The organism is Caballeronia sp. NK8, assembly GCF_018408855.1.
Lineage (GTDB): Bacteria > Pseudomonadota > Gammaproteobacteria > Burkholderiales > Burkholderiaceae > Caballeronia.
The window spans coordinates 1,328,977-1,351,578 of the sequence record NZ_AP024323.1; the positions used below are offsets into that span (position 1 = coordinate 1,328,977).

Consider the following 22,602-nt stretch of genomic DNA (forward strand, 5'->3'; position numbering starts at 1 on the left):
GCGGGTCAGTCGGACTCCGTTAGCATGAAGGCTCTTTTTAGTTATCCGGAGTAATCGTGTATATCTTTAGTGTCGAAGAAGCGCAGAAAGATCTGCAGAAGCTGTTGGAACTCGTAGCGGACGGGAAGGATGTGGCTATCGGTGGCGAGCGTCCGGTGTTACTGCTCAAGGTACGGTCGGTCAGGAATTTCGATAACGACCATCCTGACGCCACTGGTTCGATCATCGTGTTCGACCCCGAAGACGAGAGCGCCTTCGAGGATGAATCCTTCAAGCCCTTGCCCGATGACATCATCGAACAGATGGTCAACGGTCCAATTTTTCCGGAAGAAATCAACGTCATCCAAGAGAGCCGATGATGCGTGTGCTGCTCGATTCTCATGTCTATATCTGGCGTGTGTCGAAAGATCGGCGATTACCCGCTCGTATTCGCAAATCGATTGATGAGGCGGAGCAGGTCTACGTCAGCACGGCCACCATCTGGGAGCTGTCGATCGAGGCTGCGCGCGGCAAGCTGGACCCGCGCGCCGCACGAACCATCGACGAGCTTGAAGCGCAACCGTTCATCGTGCTTCCTGTTCAACTCAAACACGCTCTCGCGGTGCGTAACATGCCGGACCTGCACCGCGATCCGTTCGATCGTCTATTGGTTGCACAGGCGCGAACGGAAGTGCTCAGATTCCTGACAGTCGACAGCGAACTCTCCGAGTATCTTGCCGAAACGGCACCCGCCTGACCCAGCGCCGCCCGCCCCGAGCCAACGAGCGGCGCTCCCCTCAGTGATACTTCCGCGCCATCGCCTCCAGCCCCAGCGGCCTGATTCGATCCGCATGCCCCGCGCAACCGAACGCCTCGAACCGCTCGATACACAACTCCCGCGCCGCCGCCGTCGCGGCCTTCAGCGCGTGCCGCGGATCGAACTCCGACTTCGCCGACGCCATCGCACGGCGCATCGCGCCCGTCATCGCGAGGCGAATATCCGTGTCGATGTTCACCTTCCTCACGCCGTTCGCGATGCCGCGCCGGATTTCCTCCACCGGCACGCCGAAAGTCGCCGGAATGTCGCCGCCATGTTCGCGGATGATCGCGAGCCATTCCTGCGGCACCGACGACGACCCGTGCATCACGAGATGCGTATCCGGCACGCGCGCGTGAATTTCCGCGATGCGGTCGATCGCGAGAATATCGCCCGTCGGCTGGCGGCTGAACTTGTACGCGCCGTGCGACGTGCCGATGGCGATCGCGAGCGCATCGATGCCGGTCGCCTCGACGAACGCGCGCGCCTCGTCGGGATCGGTCAGCAGGCGATCGTGGCTCAGCGTCCCTTCCGCGCCGACGCCATCCTCCTCGCCCGCGCGCCCCGTCTCCAGCGAGCCGAGACAGCCGAGTTCGCCCTCCACCGATACGCCCACCGAATGCGCCGCCTCCACGACGCGCCGGCTCACCTCCACGTTGTAGTCGTAATCGGCGGGCGTTTTCTGATCGGGCATGAGCGAGCCGTCCATCATCACGGACGTGAAGCCCGAGCGGATCGCCTGCTGGCACACGGACGGGCTCGCGCCATGATCCTGATGCAGCACCACCGGAATATCCGGATGCGCCTCGACGGCAGCAAGCACCAGATGCCGCAGATACGGCTCGCCCGCATACTTGCGCGCGCCCGCCGACGCCTGCAGGATCACGGGACTTCGCGTCGCCTCGGCCGCCTGCATGATCGCGTGCACCTGCTCCATGTTGTTGACGTTGAACGCGGGCACGCCGTAGCCGTGCTCCGCCGCGTGATCCAGCAACTGCCTCAATGCGATGAAAGCCATCGTGATGTCTCCATGCAAGTAGCGTAAATTCAGGCCGCCACGCGGCGCGCTTCCTCGACGAGCGCGTCGGTCGTCACGCCGAAGTGCGCGAACAGTTCGCTCGCGGGCGCGGATTCGCCGAAGCGGTCGATGCCGATCACACCGCCCTTCAAACCCACGTACTGCCGCCAGAACGACGTGACGCCCGCTTCGATCGCGACGCGCGGCACGCCTTCCGGCATCACGCGTTCGCGCCACACGTTGCATTGACGATCGAATACGGTGGTCGACGGCATCGACACGACGCGCGCCAGAATGCCCTCTTGCTTCAGCGGCTCGACAGCCGCGAGCGCGAGCGCCACTTCCGAGCCCGTCGCGATCAGCACGACGCGGCGCGCATCGCGTTCGCATGTCGAGGGCCAGTCGGCGAGCACGTAGCCGCCGCGCTCGATGCCGTCGATCTGCGCCTCGTCGCGCGGCACGAACGGCAGGTTCTGGCGCGACAGCAAAAGACACGAAGGCCGGTCGCGCTCGACCGCGCTGATCCACGCCTGCATCGTCTCGACCGTATCGCAGGGACGCCACACGTCGAGGCCCGGAATCATGCGCAGGCTCGCGGCATGCTCGATCGGCTGATGCGTCGGGCCGTCCTCGCCGAGACCGATGGAATCGTGCGTGAACACGAACACCGTGCGCGTCTTCATCAATGCGGCCATGCGCAGCGCGTTGCGCGAGTAATCCGAGAAGGTGAGGAACGTGCCGCCGAACGGCAGATAACCTCGATGCAGCGCGACGCCGTTCAGCACCGCGCTCATGCCGAATTCGCGCACGCCGAAGTGGATGTAATTGCCCTTTTCCGGCGCGGCGGTCACATCGACCGCGTCCTTCCAGCGCGTGAGGTTCGATCCGGTCAGGTCCGCCGAGCCGCCGAGCAGTTCGGGCAACGCGCGCGCGAGGCCCTCGATCGCGAGTTGCGAGGCCTTGCGCGTCGCGACCGTCTGCCGCGCGCGGTCCGCGTCGCGCACCAGCGCATGCGCGGTGTCGCGCCAGTTCGCGGGCAGCGCGCCGCGCGCACGGCGCTCGAACTCGGCGGCTTCGCGCGGAAACACGCGGCGATAGGCGTCCATACGGCGATGCCAGTCTTGCTGCGCCGCCGCGCCCGTTTCGAGCGCGTCCCACGACGCGCGGATCGACGATGGAATCTCGAACGGCGCATGTGTCCAGTCGAGCGCGCGGCGCGTCGCATCGACTTCTTCGGCGGGCAGCGGCGCGCCGTGCACGTCGTGCGTGCCGGCCAGCTTCGGCGCGCCAAGGCCGATCACCGTCTTGCAGCAGATCAGCGTCGGACGATCCGACTCGCGCGCCAGTTGCAACGCGTGCGACACGTCGTCGACATCGTGGCCGTCCACCGCGCGCACCACATGCCAGCCGTAGGATTCGAAGCGCTTCGGCGTATCGTCGGTGAACCAGCCGTCCACGTGGCCGTCGATCGAAATGCCGTTGTCGTCGTAGAGCACGGTGAGCTTGCCGAGCCGCAACGTGCCCGCGAGCGACGCCGCCTCATGCGACACGCCTTCCATCAGACAGCCGTCGCCCACGAACACATACGTGCGATGATCGACGATCTCATGCCCCGGCCGATTGAACTCGCGCGCGAGCAAGGCTTCAGCCAGCGCCATGCCGACCGCATTGGTCAAACCCTGTCCGAGCGGCCCGGTCGTCGTTTCGACGCCTGGCGTCACGCCCACTTCCGGATGCCCGGGCGTCTTGCTGCCCATCTGCCGAAAGCGTCTGATCTCGTCGATGGACACGTCATAGCCGCTCAGATGCAGCAACGCGTAGAGCAGCATCGAGCCATGACCGTTCGACAGCACGAAGCGGTCGCGATCCGGCCAGTCGGGATCGGCGGGGTTGTGCTTCAGATGACGTCCCCACAGTGCGACCGCGATCTCCGCCATGCCCATCGGCATGCCGGGGTGACCGGAGTTCGCCTGGCTCACGGCATCGACGGCTAGCATGCGCAGTGCGTTCGCCATCTGGCGCGTATCGTGTGAGTCGGGTGAGCGGTTGAGTCGGGGCAAAGCTTCAGCGACGGCATTCATGAGATGCCTCCTTTCGATGCGATGATGAGAAACCTGTCTCAGGCGCGCGCGCAGCGGTCGCGCAACTGCAGAATCATCGGCGTGAAGATGAGCTGCATCGCGAGACCCATCTTGCCGCCCGGCACGACGATCACATTCGGGCGCGACATGAACGAGTCGTGCAGCATCGTCAGCAGATACGGAAAGTCGATGCCCTTCGGCTTGGCGAAGCGGATCACGACGAAGCTCTCGTCGGGCTGCGGAATCTCGCGCGCGGTGAACGGGTTCGACGTATCCACGGTCGGCACGCGCTGGAAATTCACATGCGTGCGCGAGAACTGCGGACAGATGTAGTTCACGTAATCGGGCATGCGGCGCAGGATCGTATCGACGACCGCCTCATGCGAATAGCCGCGCATCGTCTGATCGCGATGCAGCTTCTGAATCCATTCGAGATTGATGATCGGCACCACGCCGACGAGCAGATCCGCATGACGCGCGATATCGACCTTGCCGGTCACCGCGCCGCCATGCAGGCCTTCGTAGAACATCATGTCCGTGCCGGGCGTGATGTCTTCCCACGGCGTGAAGGTGCCCGCGTCCTGCCTGTAGTGCGCGGCTTCGCCTTCATCGTGCACGTAATGGCGAAACTTGCCGCTGCCGGTTTCGCCGTAGGTATCGAACAGGGTTTCGAGTTCTTCGAGCAGGTTCGCTTCCGGCCCGAAGTGGCTGAAGTTGACGAGGCCGTCGCGTTCGCTCTGCTTCATCGCCTCGCGCATGCCGAGACGATCGTAGCGATGAAATGCGTCGCCTTCGACGATCTGCGCATTGATTTTTTCGCGCCTGAAGATATGCGTGAAGCTCTTCATGACGGTGGTGGTGCCGGCGCCGCTGGAGCCCGTCACCGCGACGATCGGATGCTTGACTGACATGCGCTTGCCTCCCTGCTGTTATGTAATGAGCGCTGTTTCAGATGCGATTCACGCTTGCGTTTCCGGCAGGAACAACGAGCGTTCCTTGAACAACGGCGACGTGAACGGCTTGTCCTCGCCGCGATCGTATTCGCCGTGATAGCGCTGAATGCGCTGGACTTCGTTGCGTGAACCGAGAATCACCGGCACGCGTTGATGCAGCGCTTTCGGCTCGACATCGAGAATGCGCTCGCGCCCCGTGATCGACAGTCCGCCCGCCTGCTCGACGAGGAAGCTCATCGGGCTTGCTTCGTAAAGCAGACGCAGGCGCCCTTCCATCTCGGGCGTCTTGAAGTCGCGCGGATACATGAAGACGCCGCCGCGCATCAGGATGCGATGCACTTCGGCGACCATCGATGCGATCCAGCGCATGTTGAAGTCCTGCGTGCGGCAACCGGTGCGGCCGTCCTTGCATTCCTGCACGTAGCGGCGCACGGGCGGCTCCCAGAAGCGCTCGTTCGATACGTTGATCGCGAACTCGCATGAATCCTCGGGAATGCGGATATCGGAATGCGTGAGCACGAAGTTGCCGACATCGCGTTCCAGCGTGAAGCCGTGCGTGCCATTGCCGACGGAGAGCACGAGCATCGTCGATGGGCCGTAGATCGCGTAGCCCGCCGCGACCTGCTCGCGGCCCGGGCGCAGGAACGCGGCTTCGTCGGCGGGCTGGTCTTCGTCGGCGCCGCGTCTGAGCACGGAAAAGATCGAGCCGACCACGCCGTTGATATCGATATTCGATGAGCCGTCGAGCGGATCGAACGCGAGCAGATACTCGCCGCGCGGATAAGCTTCGGGAATCGCATAGACTTCGTCCATCTCTTCCGACACCATGCCCGCGAGCAGCCCGTCCCATTCGCAATGCTGCAGGAAGATATCGTTGGTCACGAGGTCGAGCTTCTTCTGTTCCTCGCCATGCGTGTTGATCGAATGGGCCGTGCCGTGCTGTCCGCCCAGCGCGCCGCGCGTCAATGCGGCGGCGATCGTCTTGATCGACGCGGCCACATCGATCAGCAGCGCCGACAGGCCGCTCGCCGCTTCGGGACCGGGCTTGCGGTCCAGCGTGTCGATCAGGAACTTCGATAAGGTCGTGCGTCCATCCTGCATCGCGCTTCTCCCTGTCGTCATGAATCGGTGAACACGCGGCTCGCGCGGATATCGCTCGCGTCGAGTTGCATCAGCGCGTGGGCGTCGGCGGCGCCGCTGCCGCTTTCGGCGGCCGCGAAAAGACGATTCGCCTGACGCAGGCGCGCGCGGTCGAGCGCATTGCGCACCGAGCGCGCGTTGGCGAAGTTCGGTTGCCTGATGCGGCGCGCGAGATACTCTTCGAAGGCGCCGCGCGCGTCGTCGTCGAAGCGGTAGTGCATGTCGGTCAGCATGTGCTCGGCGATCTGCAGCAGTTCATCGGGCGCATAGTCCGGAAACACGAGGTGATGCGCGATGCGCGAACGAAAGCCCGGATTGCTGTGGAAGAACGTTTCCATGCGCGATTCGTATCCCGCGAGAATCACGACGAGATCGTCGCGCTGGTTTTCCATGGTCTGCAGCAGGATTTCAATCGCTTCCTGCCCGTAGTCGCGCTCGTTCTCCGGGCGATACAGGTAATAGGCCTCGTCGATGAACAGCACGCCGCCCATCGCGCGCTTGAGCACTTCGCGCGTTTTGGGCGCGGTGTGGCCGATGTACTGGCCGACGAGATCGTCGCGCGTCACCGAGACGAGATGATTGCGGCGGATATAGCCGAGCCGGTGCAGCACCTGCGCCATGCGCAGCGCGACCGTGGTCTTGCCGGTGCCGGGATTGCCCGAGAAGCACATGTGCAGCGTGGGCGCACCCGACGCGATACCGAGCGTCGCGCGGGCGCGCTCCACGAGCAGATGCGCGGCGATCTCGCGGATACGCGTCTTGACGGGCGCAAGGCCGATGAGATCGCGGTCGAGTTCCGCCAGCACTTCGCCGATGCGCGATTCGCGATAGAGCGCCATCAGATCGGCATGCGTTGCGAGGGCTTCCTTTTCGAGCGTGGCTTCGGCGCTCATGATTTCCTCTCCTCATCGATAGCGCTCGCCGCTCGGACGATCGGTTGCGTAGGTGCGGATCGCGTAGCGCTGCACGCGGCTTCTTTCGTCCTGGCGTTCGAGGCGGAAGCCCTTTTCCTGCTCGGGGCGGTTGACCATGAATGACAGGCGCATCGTTTCGAAACCGCGTACCGAGTCGAATGCGTTCACCTTGATGTAGTGGTCGGGGTAGGTCTTGCGGCAGGCGTTCACTTCCATCAGCACGCCGGCGGCGTCGTGGAGATCGAACATGGGGAGGCCCCACATTTCCCAATAGGTGTTTCGAGGGTGGGGATCGTCGGTGAATTCCACCGAACAGGCCCAGCCTTGATCTAATGCGTAGTTGATCTGGGACGCTATCTCTTCGTCGGTCAAGGGTGGGAGGAAGGAAAAGGTTCCTTGTGTTATCAGCATTTCGGCATCCTTAGGTTGATGGGTTTCATGCGGGGAATCCTGTGATCGTGTCGGTCTATTTGCACTGCCCCTCCCCGGGGCGGGGGTCACTTTCTTTGCTGCTGCAAAGAAAGTAACCAAAGAAAGCAGCTTTCCCCATCCAAAGCACTTCATGCCGGCCGCGGCACAGGCGATCGGTCTTGGCACAGCAGTAGCGAGTGCCCTCACAGGCCACCTCGGGCTTGGACCGCGCACGGTCTGCCACATGGCACCACGTGCGTGACTGGTTCAGCACCAAATGGCTCCGGCCCGCTGCGCGCTGCGCGGCCGATGGGTCAATCGGGTCTGCGTGTGCTTCAGCGTTTCTCTTGTCTCGTCGGTTTCCCTTGCATACCCCGCGGCAGCGCATAGCGCTGTGCCGAAGCTATTTCGTGCTGAACCAGTGCGCTTAAACAACCAGCTCGGCAGACCGTGCGCGGTCCAAGCCCGAGATGGCCTACGAGGGCACTCGCTACTGACGCCACGATCGACGAGAAGAACACTCAAATTGCGTGTGACCGCGGGCGTCTCGGGCTGCTTTCTTTGGTTACTTTCTTTGCAGCAGCAAAGAAAGTGACTGCCGCCCCGCACAGGGGCAACGCCAATAAACCAACACGAACACGGGATCCGGCGACAACAATAAGCATCAAACCGAAGCCGAAGCAGTAACAGCAAAATCCGGCGTATCCGTCGACGCATAATTGAAAGTGACATCGCGCCAGGTCTCGAGCGCCTGCCTCAACGGCGTACACCCACGCGCAGCGGCATCGAGAATATCCAGCCCTTCATTGGCGATATCCCGCCCTTCATTCCGCGCCTTGACCATCGCCTCGAGCGCGACGCGATTGGCCGTCGCCCCGGCCTGAATCCCTTGCGGATGCCCGATCGTGCCGCCACCGAATTGCAGAATGCAGTCATCGCCAAAGAGATCGAGCAGTTGATGCATCTGCCCAGCGTGAATGCCGCCCGACGCCACGGGCATCACTTTCCGCAATCCCGCCCAAGGCTGATCGAAGAAAATCCCGCGCGACAGATCGACTTCATTGCGCGCCTCGCGGCACACGTTGTAGTACCCCTGCACCGACAACGGATCGCCTTCCAGTTTGCCCACTGCCGTGCCCGCATGGGCGTGATCCACGCCGGCCATGCGCAGCCACTTCGCAATCACGCGAAACGAGATGCCATGATTGCGCTGCCGCGTATAAGTCCCATGCCCCGCGCGATGCAGATGCAGGATCATGTCATTGCGGCGCGCCCACTTCGACATCGACTGGATCGCGGTCCAGCCGATCACGAGATCGATCATCACGATGCACGAGCCCAGTTCCTTCGCGAACTCCGCGCGCTCGTACATGTCCTCCATCGTCCCGGCGGTCACGTTCAGATAGTGACCCTTCATTTCGCCGGTTTCGGCCTGCGCGCGGCTCACCGCTTCCATCGCGAACAGATAGCGGTCGCGCCAGTGCATGAACGCCTGCGAGTTGATGTTCTCATCGTCCTTCAGAAAATCGAGCCCGCCCTTCAGCCCTTCATACACCACGCGCCCATAGTTCTTGCCCGACAAACCGAGCTTCGGCTTCACCGTCGCGCCGAGCAGCGGCCGCCCGTACTTGTCGAGCCGCTCGCGCTCGACGATGATGCCCGTCGGCGGTCCCTGAAACGTCTTCAGATACGCAACCGGAATACGCATGTCCTCGAGACGCAGCGCCTTGAGCGGCTTGAAGCCGAACACATTGCCGATGATCGACGCCGTCAGGTTCGCGACCGATCCTTCCTCGAACAGATCGAGCTCGTAAGCGATGTACGCGAAGTACTGCGGCTCGTCGGCGCGCGCGTTGGGCACCAGTTCGACGCGATACGCCTTCGCGCGATACATGTCGCACGCGGTGAGGCGGTCGGTCCAGACGACGGTCCATGTCGCCGTCGACGATTCCCCCGCCACGGCGGCCGCCGCTTCCTCGGGCTCGACGCCCGCTTGCGGCGTGATGCGAAAGAGCGCGATGACGTCGGTGTCCTTCGGCGTGTAGTCGGGCTGCCAGTAGCCCATCTCGCGATACTTCATGACGCCGGCCGCATAGCGCGAGCGCGGATCGGACGGATTGCGCGCCGCCTCGACGGCGGCCTTGCTGAAGTCGTTCATTCCGTTTCCTCGACAGTGACGGTGAAAGAGACCTGCGCCTGCTGTGATTGCAGAGTAAGCAGTGGCCGCGAGGAAAGGAATTCACGATTAACTTGTGCGGGCATAAGCAATGCCTTATTCCGGATTTGCCCTGATGCGAACATCGATCACCGGATGGGACACTTTGTTCTGATTCCGTCACAGTCGAGTTGCACGCAGCGCAAGCGGCGCTCTTCGGCATCCGCTTCATGTCACTGGCATGGCGCTTGCATCTTCGAATGGCCGGCGTCTGCATCGGCATATGATTGAAGCGACATCAACCTACTCAGATGGAGGAACGCCCATGCAATGGACTACCCCTAGCTTCACCGATATGCGTTTTGGCTTTGAGATCACGATGTATATCGCTACCCGCTGAATGCGGGCCAACCCGCACGAAGCCGCGCCCATGCGTTTCGCGGTTCTTTCGTGCGGTCACGAATTCCCTGGCCGACCATCATGATTTTCGAAACCATCGTCACGACTGCGGACCGCGATGGCCGGCCGCACATCGCGCCGATGGGCGTGCGCTTCGAAGAAGGCTTCGCGATTCTCGCGCCGTTCCGTCCATCGACGACGCTCGACAACGTGCTCTCCACAAAGAGCGCCGTGATCAACTTCACGACGGACGTGCGCGTCTTCGCCGGCTGCGTGACGGGCTTCGCGCGCGACTGGCCGACGGTCGCGGCGGACACCGTTCCGAGCGTGCGGCTCGCGACGACGCTCGCGCACACTGAGCTGCGTCTCGCCGAAATACTCGACGACGAAACGCGTCCCATATTGCGCATGGAATGCGTGCATCGCGCAAACCATGCGCCGTTTGCAGGCTTCAATCGTGCGCAGGCGGCGGTCGTCGAAGGCGCGATTCTCGTGAGCCGGCTCTTCATGTTGCCGGCTGAGAAGGTGGATAGCGAGATCGGGTATCTGCGCATCGCAATCGACAAGACCGCGGGCGACGCCGAGCGCGAGGCGTGGCAATGGATATTGCGCGCGATCGAGGCGCATCGCGCGAAGGCGCTGACCTGACGCTGTTTCCGTAGCAAACCCTCTGGAGTTTCGACGATGACCGCATTGCTCGCGAGCGTCCGCTCGGCCGACGAAGCATTCGATGCCGCGAACGCCGGCGCCGAACTGATCGACCTGAAGGAGCCGAGCGCGGGGGCGCTTGGAGGTGTCGCGATCGGCGAGATCGCGCGGATCGTGCGGGAGTTGCGCGCGCGATATGCGGTGCGGCCGATCAGCGCGACCATCGGCGATTTGCCCAACGATGCGCTCGACGAGATTACCGCGCGGGTGCTCGATGTCGCGGCGGCTGGCGTCGATTATGTGAAGGTGGGGGTATCGCCGGGGGCGGGGGCTGTTGCGTGCCTGCGGCATCTGGCGAGCTTGCCGGCGGCGGTCGTGCCGGTGTTGCTGTCGGACGATGGCGTGGATCGTGAGCTTGCTGTGCTTGCGGCGCAGTTGGGTTTTGTGGGCATCGTGTTCGATACGGCGCTGAAGGACGGGCGGACGTTGTTCGATTGCGTCGATGTCGGGGTGCTGGCGGGGTGCATCGCGGATGCGCGGTCGAAAGGCGTGATGACCGCGGTCGCCGGGTCCCTGCGTTGGGATGATCGGGACAGGATTCTTATGCTCTCGCCGGATATTGCCGGGTTTCGTGGGGCTTTATGTGAGGAACGCGAAGGACGCGGGGGGAGGCTTGATCCCAGGCGCGTTGAGAAGTGGGTTCGGGTATTGCATGGGGTTGGAGGTTAGGGTCAGGTGGTTCGCCTGGGCTTCTATGGAATCCTGTTTTCGTGTCGGTCTATTAGCGTTGCCCCTGTGCGGGGCGGCACCTACTTTCTTTGCTGCTGCAAAGAAAGTAGGCAAAGAAAGCAGCTCGAGACGCCCGCGGTCACACGCAATTTGAGTGTTCTTCTCGTTGTTCGTGGCCTCTGTAGCGAGTGCCCTCGTAGGCCTAATCGGGCTTGGACCGCGCACGGTCTGACAAGCTAGTTTTTCTAGTGCGCTGGTTCAGCACAAAAGAGTTCCGGCACAGCGCTACGCGCTGCCGATGGGTATGCGAGGGAAACCGACGAGAAATGAGAAGCGCAGAAGCACACGCAGACCCGATTGACCCGTCGGCCGCGAAGCGGGCCGGAGCTATTTGGTGCTGAACCAGTCGCGCACGTGCTGCGATGTGACAGACCGTGCGCGGTCCAAGCCCGGTTAGGCCTACGAGGGCACTCGCTACAGAGGCCACGAACAACGAGAAGAACACCCAAATTGCGTGTGACCGCGGGCGTATCGGGCTGCTTTCTTTGGTTACTTTCTTTGCAGCAGCAAAGAAAGTGACTGCCGCCCCGCACAGGGGCAACACCAATAGACCGACGCGAACACGGGATCCGGCGAAAATCAAAACCCAAAACCCAACCCGTTAAACCGCCACATTAAGCAACCGATCCCTCATAACCCCCGCATCGCCCTTACCAAAAATCTCAACCACATAATTGGCATCCCGCACAAAAGCGGGAAACCGCCGATCCACGATGCCTTTCGCGGCCAGCGTCTCCATCGAAGCACCAGCATCCACCTCACAAGACTTAACGATCATCAACCGCTCCGCATTGAGCGAAGAAGAGAGCCACGCCGCCAGGCTATCCGACGTAGTCTCCCAGTTGGTCATCGAATCGGGCGTCGAGCGCATCAGATCAGTCGGCACCCAGACCGCCACACGCCCATCCCGCAACGCACGCCGAATGCGATCCTCGTTCGACGCCAGCATCAACTCCGGCACCACGCCCTGCATCAGAATCGCGTATTGCGCCATCGCGAGCAGGCACATGTTATGGGCGGCCAGATCGTCGAACTGCCATTCGTGCTGATACTGCCGCACCGCATCCGCGAAGTCGCCGCCGCCCGGCACGATCACGACGCGCCCTCCGCCCACTTCCCAAAGCCGCGTCAACCACTCGCGCAGCGCCGGGTCGTGACCGAGGCTACCCCCGATCTTCACCACCCACATGATTCCTGTCCTCGTTCGATCATGCCGCCGGGCCACGCACCCGGTTCCTTACCACGTCTTCGTCTCGCTATATCCCGCACGCTATCACGCCGCGCGCGGCGACGCATCGTCGTATGGACGCGTCTCGTTGCCTGCCGCGCCCTTCGACGCCATCGACGCCAGCAGCCCCACCGCCACGCTCGGCGCGCACGTCGATACCCATTCGGCGCGCGTCGTGTCGTCATGCGCGGCACCCGCCAGCCGCGCGAAATCGACAAAACCGCGCGCCTCCTGCCGCGCCAGCGCCGCCGCCAAAAAGCGCCCGCACCCCGCGCCCACGATCGGCGCGGCGGCCAGCGCCGCATCCTGCGCGATCACGCGCGCGAGATTCGCTTCGAGCGTGCGCAACTGTTCGTGCCGCCAGCTTTGCGCGAAGCGGCGCCATTCGCCATCGCTCGCATCGGCGGCGTCGCGGCCGATCATCCTGGCAATGCGCGCCCGGCTCGCCGCTTCCGTCTTCGGTCCGTTGTCGGCGCTCGGATGCTGATCGTGCTCGGGCCACAGCTCGCCCGTCAGCCGATAGACATCCGCGGTCGTCGCGAACCATTCGTTCATCACGCCGGTCGTCTCGCCGCGAAACGCGATGCGATGCGCAACCCCGCACAATGGCGTGCGTACGACGCCCTGATACACGAGCTCGCCGCTGATGAGCCGCGCGGCGTCGTTCGAACCGCGCGCGGCGACACGGCCGCCGACGATCGGAATGATGTCCGTCGTCGTGCTGCCGATATCGACGAGCAACGCATCCGGCATGCACGTCGCGACCCATTGCGCGGTCGCGAGCCAGTTCGCCGACGCGACGCTGCGCCATCGGTCCGGACACGCGGAGCGCGCGAGCCAGCCCGCAGCGCCGGCGTAGAACAGGGTGCGTGCGCCGAGACGTTGCGCGAGCGTGCGGGTAAGGATGTGCACGCCCTCGGCGCGGTCGGCGAAGAGATCGACCATTTCACCCGTCATCGTGACGGCATGGCGCGCCGATGCATCGGCGGCGACGGGCCAGCGCTCGAACACGCCGTCGATCGCGCGCTCCAGATGCGCGATGCCCTGCCACAGCGGACACGCCCATTGCGCGACATCGGCGAGCGCGCCCGCGCGCGTCACCATCGACACCTTGACGTGCGCGCCGCCCACGTCCCAGCCGAAAACCGCTGCATCGTTCGATGCCGACGCCGTCATGATGCCGCTCCGCCACATGCGCGCAGCAATCCGGCATCGCCGTCGAAGCCGGGCACGCGATGCGCCGCGAGCAGCTCGGCCGCGAGATTCCTGCCGCCGCGCCGGCTGAGTTCCGCATACGCGACCGTCAGACGCGGATTCACCTCGATCACGACCGGCCCGCGCTCCGGATGCCACACGACATCGATGCCCGCGAAGCCGCGCAAACCCGGAAACGCCTCGGCGACGCGCAAGGCCAGCCGTTCGAGCGCGCGCCCTTGCGGACCATGCCGGTCGATGCGATCGACATCGACGCCATCGAACTGCACGATGCGCTCGCGCCGCCCCGAGCCCGCCGCGTCCGACAGGCCGATGCGCTGGCGATTGATGCTGACGAGCCGCGACAGCCGTTCCCGGCAGATCAGCGAAAGACTCAGCGGCTCGCCGTCGATCCATTCCTGCAGCACGGGATTGCGGCCCGCTTCCGCGCGCGCTTCGTATTCGGCGCGCGCGGCGGCGAGATCGTCGTAGACGTAGGTGTCGAGGCCGCCCGCGCCGTCGTCGGGCTTGACGACCCAGCGGCGACCGATCGCCGCGGCCGCGTTTTCGGGTTCGAGCGCGGGCGTCGCGGCAATGCTGCGCGCGGCGAGACACGCGGCCGTCGCGCTTTTGCTCGACGCCGCGCGGATCGCTTCCTTCGCGCAGCCGAGCCAGCGCGCCTGGCCGACGGCATCGTAAAGCTTGAGCAGCAGCCCGTCGCATTCGGGCGCGACGATGCAGGCATAGTCATGTTCGCGCGCCACGCGGGCGACGAAGCGTATGACCGGCTCTCCGGGCTGCGGGCGCACGAAGCCTTGCGTGTCATCGACCTGTTCGAAGCGCGAGCTTGCGACGGTTACGTCGATGCCCGGCAGCGCGCGCAGATCGGCGGCGATGGCGTCGCGCATCACGCGGCCTTCGACGATCAGCGCGGAGAGATCGGCGAGGCTGCCTGCGCCTGCCGCGTCCGGATCGATGCCGCCGCCGGTGAGATACTCGAATACGAAGATCTTGGTCAAAGGAAAGCCATCCATGCAGGTGATACCCGTTCTCGATCTGCTCGACGGCCACGCGGTGCGCGCCGTGCGAGGCGAGCGTTCGCGCTATCGGCCGATCCAGTCTTCGTTGTGCGCGACGAGCGATCCGGTTGCGATCGCCCGCGCGCTCGTCGCCGCCACCGGCGCGCGCACCTTGTACGTCGCCGATCTGGGCGCGATCCTGCAGCGCGGCGCGCACGACCACGCGCTCGCCGCGCTATGCGACGCCCTCGGCGGGGACTCGCGCATCTGGCTCGACGCGGGCTTCACCGCGTTCGCGCCGATGCGTGCGCTCGTCGAACGCGTCGTGCGGCTGACGCGGTCCGCATCGCCGGCGGCGATCGTGCCCGTGTTCGGCACCGAAACCCTGCTCGACATCGGCGCGATCGCGCAGGCATCGGCTGGCGGCTTCGAGCCGATCCTGTCGCTCGACTATCGCGGCGGCCGCGCGCTTGGGTCAACGCATGTCGAGAGCGCGTGGTGGCCGTCGCGCGTGATCGTGATGACGCTCGATCACGTGGGCGCGTATGCCGGGCCCGATCTCGATACCTTCGCCGACGTGCGCGCGCTTGCCGGTGCGCGCGAGGTGATCGGTGCGGGAGGTATCCGCGATTGCGCCGATCTCGAACTCGCTGCGCGTAGCGGCGCCGATGCGTGGCTCGTGGCTTCCGCGATTCACGATGGCAACGTGGGTCGGGGCGATGTGCATCGCGGAGCTTTGGAGGGGTGAACTCTCAATATCCATGCCAAGGGGCCTGGGCTTTGGTTTTGGTGTAATCCTTTGGCAAGGAGGTGTTGCATCGGGTGATGCATGGGTGACAGTGTGTTGCAATGCGGAGCAGGTTTTTGTTCTTGTTTTTGCTTCTTGCGCTTGTTTGTCGCCGGATCCCGTGTTGGTGTCGGTCTATTAGCGTTGCCCCTGTGCGGGGCGGCAGTCACTTTCTTTGCTGCTGCAAAGAAAGTAACCAAAGAAAGCAGCTCGAGACGCCCGCGGTCACACGCAATTTGGGTGTTCTTCTCCTCGCTCGTGGCGTCTGTAGCGAGTGCCCTCGTAGGCCACCTCGGGCGTGGACCGCGCACGGTCTGACGTGCTATTCGTTTGAACGCGCTGGTTCAGCACGAAATAGCTTCGGCACAGCGCTTCGCGCTGCCGTTGGGTATGCAAGGGAAAACCGACGAAAAAAGAGAAACGCAGAAGCCCATGCAGACCCGATTGACCCATCGGCCGCGAAGCGGGCCGGAGCCATTTCGTGCTGAACCAGTCACGCGCGCGGCGCGATGTGACAGACCGTGCGCGGTCCAAGCCCGAAGGGGCCTATGAGGGCACTCGCTACGGAGGCCACGAACGATGAGAAAAACACCCAAATTGCGTATTACCGCGGGCGGCTCAAGCTGCTTTCTTTGGTTACTTTCTTTGCAGCAGCAAAGAAAGTGACTGCCGCCCCGCACAGGGGCAACGCTAATAAACCGACGCGAAAACGGGATCCAGCGACAACAACAAGCGCAAGCAGAACCCCAAACCGGCATAAGCCTTGCTTAAAAGCACGACCATGCCCGCCACCCCCACGACACAGAACCCTCAGGCCGCAGCCACAAAACCCTGGACCTGTCCGTTCTGCCCAATGCTATGCGACGACGTCACGCTCGCACCCACCGCCGCCCACGGCCTGTCAGCACCGCAGACCGCCTGCGAAAGGCTAAGGGCATCACTTGCCCAAGTCGCCCCACACGACGCAAATCGAAGCCCAACGATCGACGGTCAACCCACCGATCTCGCGTCGGCGCTCTCGCGAGCCGTGGCGATCCTGTCCAACGCACGGCGGCCGCTGTTCGGTGGACTCGCGACCGACGTAGCCGGCGCACGCGCGCTCTATGAACTCGCGGCGCAACACGGCGCCATCCTCGATCATCTGCACGGCGACACGCTCGCCGACAGCAACCGCGCCTTGCAAGACCGCGGCGCCTTCTTCACGACGCTCTCGGAAGTGCGCTCACGCGCCGATCTCGTCGTCGTGTTCGCGTGCGAGCCATCACGACGCTATCCGCGCTTCTACGAGCGCGCAATCGGCGCAGGACACGATGTGAGCATCGTATTCGTCGGATGTGACATCGACAAAGCAGCGAACGCCCACACCGAATCGATCCTGCCCGGCGCCGATCCCTTCGATACGCTCGCGCTCTGGTCCGCGCACGTCGAAGGCGGCCGCCCTATTCCGGCACACGAAATCGTCGCGCTGACTGAGCGCATCCATTCTGCGCAGTACACCGCGTTCATCTACGAGCCTTCGACGCTGTCGACCAAACATGCGGCGCTCGCAATCGAGGCATTGCAACGCATCGTCAAGGCGCTCAACCGCACCGCGCGCGCCGGTGCACTGGCATTGACCGGCGACGACGGCGCCGCATCCGTCAATCAGGCCGTAACGTGGCTTTCGGGCTTTCCGCTGCGCACGCGCGTCGCATACGGCCTGCCGCTCGATCACGATGCACATCGCTATCGCACTGAAACGCTCCTGAGCCGCGGCGAAACCGATGCGCTCGTCTGGATTTCGAGCTTCACGCCCGAGCCATTGCCCGCATCGCTCGATGACAGCACGCCCGCAATCATCCTCGGCCATCCGTCGATGCAACTGCCCGCGCGCACCGGCCCGACCGTCTTCATACCCGTCGCGATTCCGGGCATCGACAGCGGCGGACATCTGTTTCGCATCGATACCTCGGTCGTCGCGCCGCTCACCGCCGCGCGCGACACCGGCCTGCCGACGGTCGCATCGATCGCAGCGCGGCTCGCGCAGGCAGGGAGGCCGTCATGAGCCTCACGCGCCTGAAGGGCGGCACGCTCTACGATCCGGCCAACGGCGTCGATGGCGAAAAGCGCGATATCTATTTCCGCGACGGCCGCATCGTCCATAACGCGAACGGCGAATCCATCGCGCCCGAGCGCGATTTCGACGCGAACGGCATGGTCGTAATGGCGGGCGGCATCGATCTGCATTCGCATATCGGCGGCGGCAAGACGAATCTGTCGCGCCTGCTGCTGCCGGAAGATCATCGCGACGATCCGCGCGCCGTGCCCGATCGTCCGAACGAAGGCCGCTATATGCGCCTGCCGTCGTGCGGCGTCTGTGCGCCGGGCACGCTCGCGGCCGGCTATCGCTACGCGGAAATGGGCTACACGGCCGCGTTCGAGCCCGCGATGATCGCGTCGAACGCGCGCCACGCGCATCTGGAAATGGGCGACACGCCGATCATCGATCACGGCGCCTACGTGATGATGGGCAACGACGAACTCTTCCTGCAAATGCTTGCCGCGAACGAAGACTTCGAGCGCCTGCGCGATTACGTCGGCTGGACCATCGATTCGAGCAAGGCGCTCGGCGTGAAAGTGGTGAATCCCGGCGGCATCTCGGCGTTCAAGTTCAATCAGCGTTCGCTCGATGTCGATGAAAAACACGTGCATTACGGCATCACGCCGCGCGATGTCCTGAAAACGCTCACGCGCGCACTCACCGAGCTGCGCGTGCCGCACCCGCTGCATGTCCACGCGAGCAATCTCGGCGTGCCGGGCAATCTCGAATCGACGATCAGGACGATGGATACGGCAGAAGGTCTGCCCATTCATCTGACGCACATCCAGTTCCACAGCTACGGCACCGAAGGCCCGCGCAAGTTTTCATCCGGCGCGCGCGCGATCGCCGAAGCGGTGAACGCGCGGCCCAACGTGACGATCGATGTCGGCCAGATCATCTTCGGTCAGACGGTCACCGCATCCGGCGACACCATGATGCAGTTCAAAAACGCGCCGATGGCCCGGCCGCGCAAATGGGTGCTCGGCGATATCGAATGCGATGCGGGCTGCGGCGTCGTGCCGTTCAAGTATCGCGAGCAAAGCTTCGTGAACGCGCTGCAATGGATCATCGGGCTGGAAATCTTCCTGCTCGTCGACGACCCGTGGCGCGTGTCGATGACGACCGATCATCCGAATGGCGCGCCCTTCACGAGCTATCCGCACCTGATCCGTCTGCTGATGGACAAGTCCTTCCGCGACGCGCAGCTCGATACGCTTCACGCCGATGCGAAAACCGCAAGCGCGCTAAGCGGGATCACGCGCGAGTTCTCGCTGTACGACATCGCCATCATCACGCGCGCCGGTCCCGCGAAGCTGCTCGGCCTCACGGATCGCGGCCATCTCGGCGCGGGCGCGGCGGCGGATATCGCCGTGTATCGCGACGACGCCGATCGCGAACGCATGTTCACATCGCCCGCGTATGTGTTCAAGGACGGCGCGCTGATCGCGCGCGACGGCACGCTGCTCGCGACGCCCACGGGCGGCATTCATTACGTCAGCCCCGAGTACGACCGCGCGATCGAAAAGCGCGTGCGCGATTATGCGCAGGCGAATCTCGCGACGCGCTTCGAGAACATCGCCATCGGCGACGACGAAATCTGCGCATGCTGCAACGGCGGCAGGCTCCTGCCGGTTGCATGCTTCGCCGCGAGCGGAGGCTAGATCGCATGCGGATCAACGACACGCAGATCGACGACACCTTCGCCGAAGCCTTCCCGATGAAGGCGACACGCCTCGTAATCACCGCGCATACCCCGACCTGGGCGCGGCATGCGGCCAATTCGCTGACCGGCTTTGCCACGTCCGTCATCGATTGCGGCTGCGAAGCGGGCATCGAGCGCGATCTTTCAGCCGACGAAACGCCGGATGGCAGGCCAGGCGTCGCGGTGCTGATCTTCGCGATATCGTCGAAGGAACTGGCCAAGCAAATCGCGCGGCGCGTCGGCCAATGCGTGCTGACATGCCCGACCACGGCCGTGTTCGGCGGCATCGATCCGGCGACGACGCGCGCGCCGCTCTCCGACAACGCGCCGCTCGGCGCGGGCCTGCGTTTCTTCGGCGACGGTTATCAGATATCGAAAATGCTCGACGGCACACGCTACTGGCGCGTGCCCGTGATGGACGGCGAGTTCGTCTGCGAAGAATTCACCGCGACGGTGAAAGCGGTGGGCGGCGGCAATCTGCTGTTTCTAGCGCGCGACACGGATAGCGCGTTGCACGCCGCTGAATCAGCGGTCGCCGCGATGCACGCGTTGCCGAACATCATTACGCCGTTTCCGGGCGGCGTGGTGCGCTCGGGATCGAAGATCGGCTCGAAGTACGCGGGCGCGAGCGCGTCCACCAACGATGCGTTCTGCCCGACGCTCGTCGGTTTGTCGAAGAAGAGCGAGCTGACGCCGGATGTCGCGTGCGTGCTCGAAATCGTGATCGACGGCCTCACCGACGCAGATGTCGGTGCGGCCATGACAGCGGGCATCGCGGCCGCGACGAAGATCGGGCGCGCGGGCGGCGTGCTGCGCGTTTCCGCCGGCAATTACGGCGGCAAGCTCGGGCCGTATCACTTCAAGCTGCATGAATTGTCGAAGGATATCGACGGGAGCCGCGCATGAACGCGATCACGTTGCGCGTAAAAAGTGCGCCAGGCTTTCGCGTCGATGGGTCGAAATTACTGCCTGCGTCGCTCGCGGCCGTATCGCGGACCGAGTTGCCGCGCCTCGTGCTGCAAGGCGCGGGCGAAACGTGCGCACTCGGCGATCTCTTCGATATCGCGCTGGAACAAGCCGACACGCCCGCGCTCACGATCGAGGGCGACGCGCGCTGGCTCGACAACATCGGCGCGAACATGGATCGAGGCACGCTGACGGTGCATGGCGCGGCGGGCGACCATGCGGGCATGAAGATGTCCGGCGGCGAGTTATACATATATGGCGACGCGGGCGCTTACAGCGCGTGTGAAATGCAGGGCGGACGGCTTTCGATTCACGGCAACGCCGGCGAGTTCGCCGCTGCGGCGCTGCCCGGCGACATGGAAGGCATGAGCGGCGGCACGCTCGCGATTCACGGCAACGCGGGCGCGCGCCTCGCGGACCGCATGCGGCGCGGCACGGTGCTCGTCGCGGGCGATGCGGGCGATTTCGCCGCGTCACGGCTCGTCGCGGGCACGGTCTGCATCGGCGGGAAAGTGGGCGCACACTTGGGATACGGCATGCGGCGCGGCACGCTGTTGCTGACAAACGCGCCATCTCGCATCCCGCCGACCTTCACCGAAGGCGGGCGCGGCTTCGACGTGTTCTGGCTGCTTCTCACGCGCATGCTCGCGCGCGAAATCGCACCCTTTTCGCAACTCGCGGGCAAGATGTTGCCGCGCCGCTACGCAGGCGACCTCGCGGTGGACGGACGGGGGGAATTGCTGATCGCCAATCGTTAGCCTGGCGATAAAAATGGACCTGTATCCTGGAGAACGAAAACCATTTTCACGGGAGAGATGTCATGAGCACTGCGCGGACTGACGCAACGTCACGCAACGGCAGCATCGATGCCGCGGGCGTTCGCTACGCACGCCCGTTGATCGCGCTGCACTGGCTGATCGCGATTGCGATCATCGCGATGCTGTGCGTCGGCTTCTATATGGTCGGGCTGCCGCGCGGCCTGCCGTTCAAATCGGACCTTATCAACTTCCACAAGTCGCTTGGAATCACGGTTTTCCTGCTGGTGCTGATGCGCATCCTGGTACGCCTGGCTTATGGCCGGCCGCCTCTGCCGCCGATGCCGACGTGGCAACGCGCCGCCGCGAGCATTACGCAGGCTCTTTTATACGCAGGCATGGTGGGGATGCCGCTCACCGGTTATCTCGGCTCGTCGTTCAACAAATTCGGCACGAAATTCTGGGGTCTCGCGCTGCCTCAATGGGGCTGGGACGACAAGCATCTGCGCGAGATCTTCTTCGGCATCCACGGGACGATCGCGTGGATCATGGCCGCGCTGATCGTGGTGCATTTTCTCGGCGCGATGAAACATCAACTCGTGGATCGCGACGGTCTCCTGCGGAGGATGCTGCCTTGAAAATTCGCGTGCTGGGATCATCGGCGGGCGGCGGCTTTCCGCAATGGAACTGCAACTGCCGCAATTGCGACGGCGTGCGGCGCGGCGCCATCGCGGCGCGTGCGCGCACGCAGTCGTCCATTGCTGTTACCGATAACGGCGAGGACTGGCTGCTCGTCAACGCATCGCCGGACATTCTCGCGCAGATCGCGGCGAATCCCGGGTTGCAGCCCGCGCGCCGCGTGCGCGACACCGGCATCGCCGCCGTCATCACGATGGATGCGCAAATCGATCACGTCACCGGTCTTCTGATGCTGCGCGAACGCGGCACGCCGCTGCCGCTCTATACGACCGACGCCGTATGGCAGGACCTCTCGACCGGCTTTCCGGTCACGTCGATTCTTGCGCATTACTGCGGTGTCGAGCACAGGCGCATCGCGCTCGATGGCGCATCGTTCAGCGTGCCGGAACTGCCGCGCGTGAGCATCGACGCATTGCCGCTGTCGAGCAAGGCGCCGCCCTATTCGCCGCATCGCGACGCGCCGGAAACGGGCGACAACATCGGCCTCATGTTCACCAACAGCGCGACGGGCAAGCGCGCGTTCTACGCGCCGGGACTCGGCGCGCTCGAATCGCACGTGCTCGATGCGATGCGCGAAGCCGATCTGCTGCTCGTCGATGGCACCGTGTGGACCGACGACGAAATGATTCGCCTCGGCCTCACGAAAAAGACCGGCAAGGATATGGGACATCTCGCGCAGAGCGGCGCGGGCGGCATGATCGACGTGCTCGATTCGATCGATCGCGCGGGCGTGCGCAAGGTGCTGATCCATATCAACAACACGAACCCGATCCTCATCGAGGACGGGCCGGAGAGGCGCATTCTGTCGGAGCACGGCATCGAAGTCGCGCACGACGGCATGAGCTTCGAGCTATGACTGGAGACCGTT

Annotated in this window: 22 protein-coding genes; 12 read left to right on the top strand and 10 right to left on the bottom strand. The window is 64.0% G+C overall.

Annotated elements, in window-relative coordinates; genetic code table 11:
• Window positions 1-56: 56 nt before the first annotated feature.
• On the top strand, window positions 57-359 hold the full coding sequence (locus NK8_RS20825; protein ID WP_162067897.1) for a hypothetical protein: 303 nt from the start codon (window positions 57-59) through the stop codon (window positions 357-359).
• Complete coding sequence (locus tag NK8_RS20830; RefSeq protein ID WP_225936294.1) at window positions 356-736, top strand: type II toxin-antitoxin system VapC family toxin; 381 nt, start codon at window positions 356-358, stop codon at window positions 734-736. Before NK8_RS20825 ends, NK8_RS20830 begins: the two co-directional genes overlap by 4 nt.
• Before the next feature lie 40 nt (window positions 737-776).
• Here NK8_RS20830 and fba read toward each other — a convergent pair whose 3' ends face one another.
• The 7 genes from fba to NK8_RS20865 all read right to left on the bottom strand — a co-directional run bounded on the left by fba (window position 777) and on the right by NK8_RS20865 (window position 9,471).
• Window positions 777-1,814 (bottom strand): class II fructose-bisphosphate aldolase, encoded by a 1,038-nt coding sequence (fba, locus tag NK8_RS20835; protein WP_162067899.1) that lies wholly within the window; start codon window positions 1,812-1,814, stop codon window positions 777-779.
• Window positions 1,815-1,843: 29 nt separating this feature from the next.
• Window positions 1,844-3,895, bottom strand: a complete 2,052-nt coding sequence (gene tkt, locus NK8_RS20840; protein ID WP_213229407.1) for a transketolase — start codon at window positions 3,893-3,895, stop codon at window positions 1,844-1,846.
• Between the two features lie 38 nt (window positions 3,896-3,933).
• Entirely contained in the window at window positions 3,934-4,806 is an 873-nt protein-coding gene (locus NK8_RS20845; protein ID WP_213229409.1) for a phosphoribulokinase, read from the bottom strand.
• A gap of 48 nt (window positions 4,807-4,854) precedes the next feature.
• Window positions 4,855-5,949 carry a class 1 fructose-bisphosphatase gene (locus tag NK8_RS20850; RefSeq protein WP_213229411.1) on the bottom strand — a complete coding sequence of 365 codons (1,095 nt, stop codon included), beginning with the start codon at window positions 5,947-5,949 and terminating at the stop codon, window positions 4,855-4,857.
• Window positions 5,950-5,966: 17 nt separating this feature from the next.
• Entirely contained in the window at window positions 5,967-6,881 is a 915-nt protein-coding gene (gene cbbX, locus NK8_RS20855; protein WP_213229413.1) for a CbbX protein, read from the bottom strand.
• 12 nt (window positions 6,882-6,893) lie between these two features.
• Window positions 6,894-7,313: a ribulose bisphosphate carboxylase small subunit gene (locus NK8_RS20860; RefSeq protein ID WP_213229415.1), complete on the bottom strand. Its 420-nt coding sequence runs from the start codon at window positions 7,311-7,313 to the stop codon at window positions 6,894-6,896.
• Between the two features lie 664 nt (window positions 7,314-7,977).
• Window positions 7,978-9,471, bottom strand: coding sequence for a form I ribulose bisphosphate carboxylase large subunit (locus NK8_RS20865; protein ID WP_061180302.1), 1,494 nt, complete (start codon window positions 9,469-9,471; stop codon window positions 7,978-7,980).
• Window positions 9,472-9,793: 322 nt separating this feature from the next.
• Between NK8_RS20865 and pqqA the strand changes: the two genes are divergently transcribed.
• The 3 genes from pqqA (at window position 9,794) to NK8_RS20880 (ending at window position 11,244) form a co-directional block, all read left to right on the top strand.
• On the top strand, window positions 9,794-9,868 hold the full coding sequence (gene pqqA / locus NK8_RS20870; RefSeq protein WP_008354335.1) for a pyrroloquinoline quinone precursor peptide PqqA: 75 nt from the start codon (window positions 9,794-9,796) through the stop codon (window positions 9,866-9,868).
• Window positions 9,869-9,948: 80 nt separating this feature from the next.
• Window positions 9,949-10,515, top strand: coding sequence for a DUF447 domain-containing protein (locus NK8_RS20875; RefSeq protein ID WP_213229417.1), 567 nt, complete (start codon window positions 9,949-9,951; stop codon window positions 10,513-10,515).
• 36 nt (window positions 10,516-10,551) lie between these two features.
• Entirely contained in the window at window positions 10,552-11,244 is a 693-nt protein-coding gene (locus tag NK8_RS20880; RefSeq protein WP_213229419.1) for a (5-formylfuran-3-yl)methyl phosphate synthase, read from the top strand.
• 661 nt (window positions 11,245-11,905) lie between these two features.
• On the opposite strand, the gene NK8_RS20885 is transcribed toward NK8_RS20880, so the two are convergent.
• The 3 genes from NK8_RS20885 to NK8_RS20895 all read right to left on the bottom strand — a co-directional run bounded on the left by NK8_RS20885 (window position 11,906) and on the right by NK8_RS20895 (window position 14,745).
• On the bottom strand, window positions 11,906-12,493 hold the full coding sequence (locus tag NK8_RS20885) for an aspartate kinase (protein WP_162067908.1): 588 nt from the start codon (window positions 12,491-12,493) through the stop codon (window positions 11,906-11,908).
• A gap of 84 nt (window positions 12,494-12,577) precedes the next feature.
• A complete protein-coding gene (locus NK8_RS20890; RefSeq protein WP_213229421.1) occupies window positions 12,578-13,708 on the bottom strand; it encodes a hydantoinase/oxoprolinase family protein in 1,131 nt (376 codons plus the stop codon).
• The gene (locus tag NK8_RS20895; RefSeq protein WP_213229423.1) at window positions 13,705-14,745 is read right to left on the bottom strand and encodes an ATP-grasp domain-containing protein; all 1,041 of its coding nucleotides are present in this window, start codon (window positions 14,743-14,745) and stop codon (window positions 13,705-13,707) included. The genes NK8_RS20890 and NK8_RS20895 overlap by 4 nt, the downstream gene beginning before the upstream one ends.
• 13 nt (window positions 14,746-14,758) lie before the next feature.
• On the opposite strand from NK8_RS20895, the gene NK8_RS20900 reads away from it, so the two are divergent.
• The 7 genes from NK8_RS20900 (at window position 14,759) to pqqB (ending at window position 22,590) form a co-directional block, all read left to right on the top strand.
• The gene (locus tag NK8_RS20900; protein WP_213229425.1) at window positions 14,759-15,493 is read left to right on the top strand and encodes a HisA/HisF-related TIM barrel protein; all 735 of its coding nucleotides are present in this window, start codon (window positions 14,759-14,761) and stop codon (window positions 15,491-15,493) included.
• Between the two features lie 1,066 nt (window positions 15,494-16,559).
• Window positions 16,560-17,576 carry a formylmethanofuran dehydrogenase gene (locus tag NK8_RS20905; RefSeq protein ID WP_367657788.1) on the top strand — a complete coding sequence of 339 codons (1,017 nt, stop codon included), beginning with the start codon at window positions 16,560-16,562 and terminating at the stop codon, window positions 17,574-17,576.
• Complete coding sequence (locus tag NK8_RS20910) at window positions 17,573-19,273, top strand: formylmethanofuran dehydrogenase subunit A (RefSeq protein WP_213229429.1); 1,701 nt, start codon at window positions 17,573-17,575, stop codon at window positions 19,271-19,273. The genes NK8_RS20905 and NK8_RS20910 overlap by 4 nt, the downstream gene beginning before the upstream one ends.
• 5 nt (window positions 19,274-19,278) lie before the next feature.
• A complete protein-coding gene (gene fhcD, locus NK8_RS20915; RefSeq protein ID WP_213229431.1) occupies window positions 19,279-20,220 on the top strand; it encodes a formylmethanofuran--tetrahydromethanopterin N-formyltransferase in 942 nt (313 codons plus the stop codon).
• Entirely contained in the window at window positions 20,217-21,038 is an 822-nt protein-coding gene (locus tag NK8_RS20920; RefSeq protein ID WP_213229433.1) for a formylmethanofuran dehydrogenase subunit C, read from the top strand. Before fhcD ends, NK8_RS20920 begins: the two co-directional genes overlap by 4 nt.
• Window positions 21,039-21,100: 62 nt before the next feature.
• The gene (locus NK8_RS20925; RefSeq protein ID WP_213229435.1) at window positions 21,101-21,673 is read left to right on the top strand and encodes a cytochrome b; all 573 of its coding nucleotides are present in this window, start codon (window positions 21,101-21,103) and stop codon (window positions 21,671-21,673) included.
• Entirely contained in the window at window positions 21,670-22,590 is a 921-nt protein-coding gene (gene pqqB / locus NK8_RS20930) for a pyrroloquinoline quinone biosynthesis protein PqqB (RefSeq protein WP_213229436.1), read from the top strand. Before NK8_RS20925 ends, pqqB begins: the two co-directional genes overlap by 4 nt.
• Window positions 22,591-22,602: the final 12 nt, after the last annotated feature.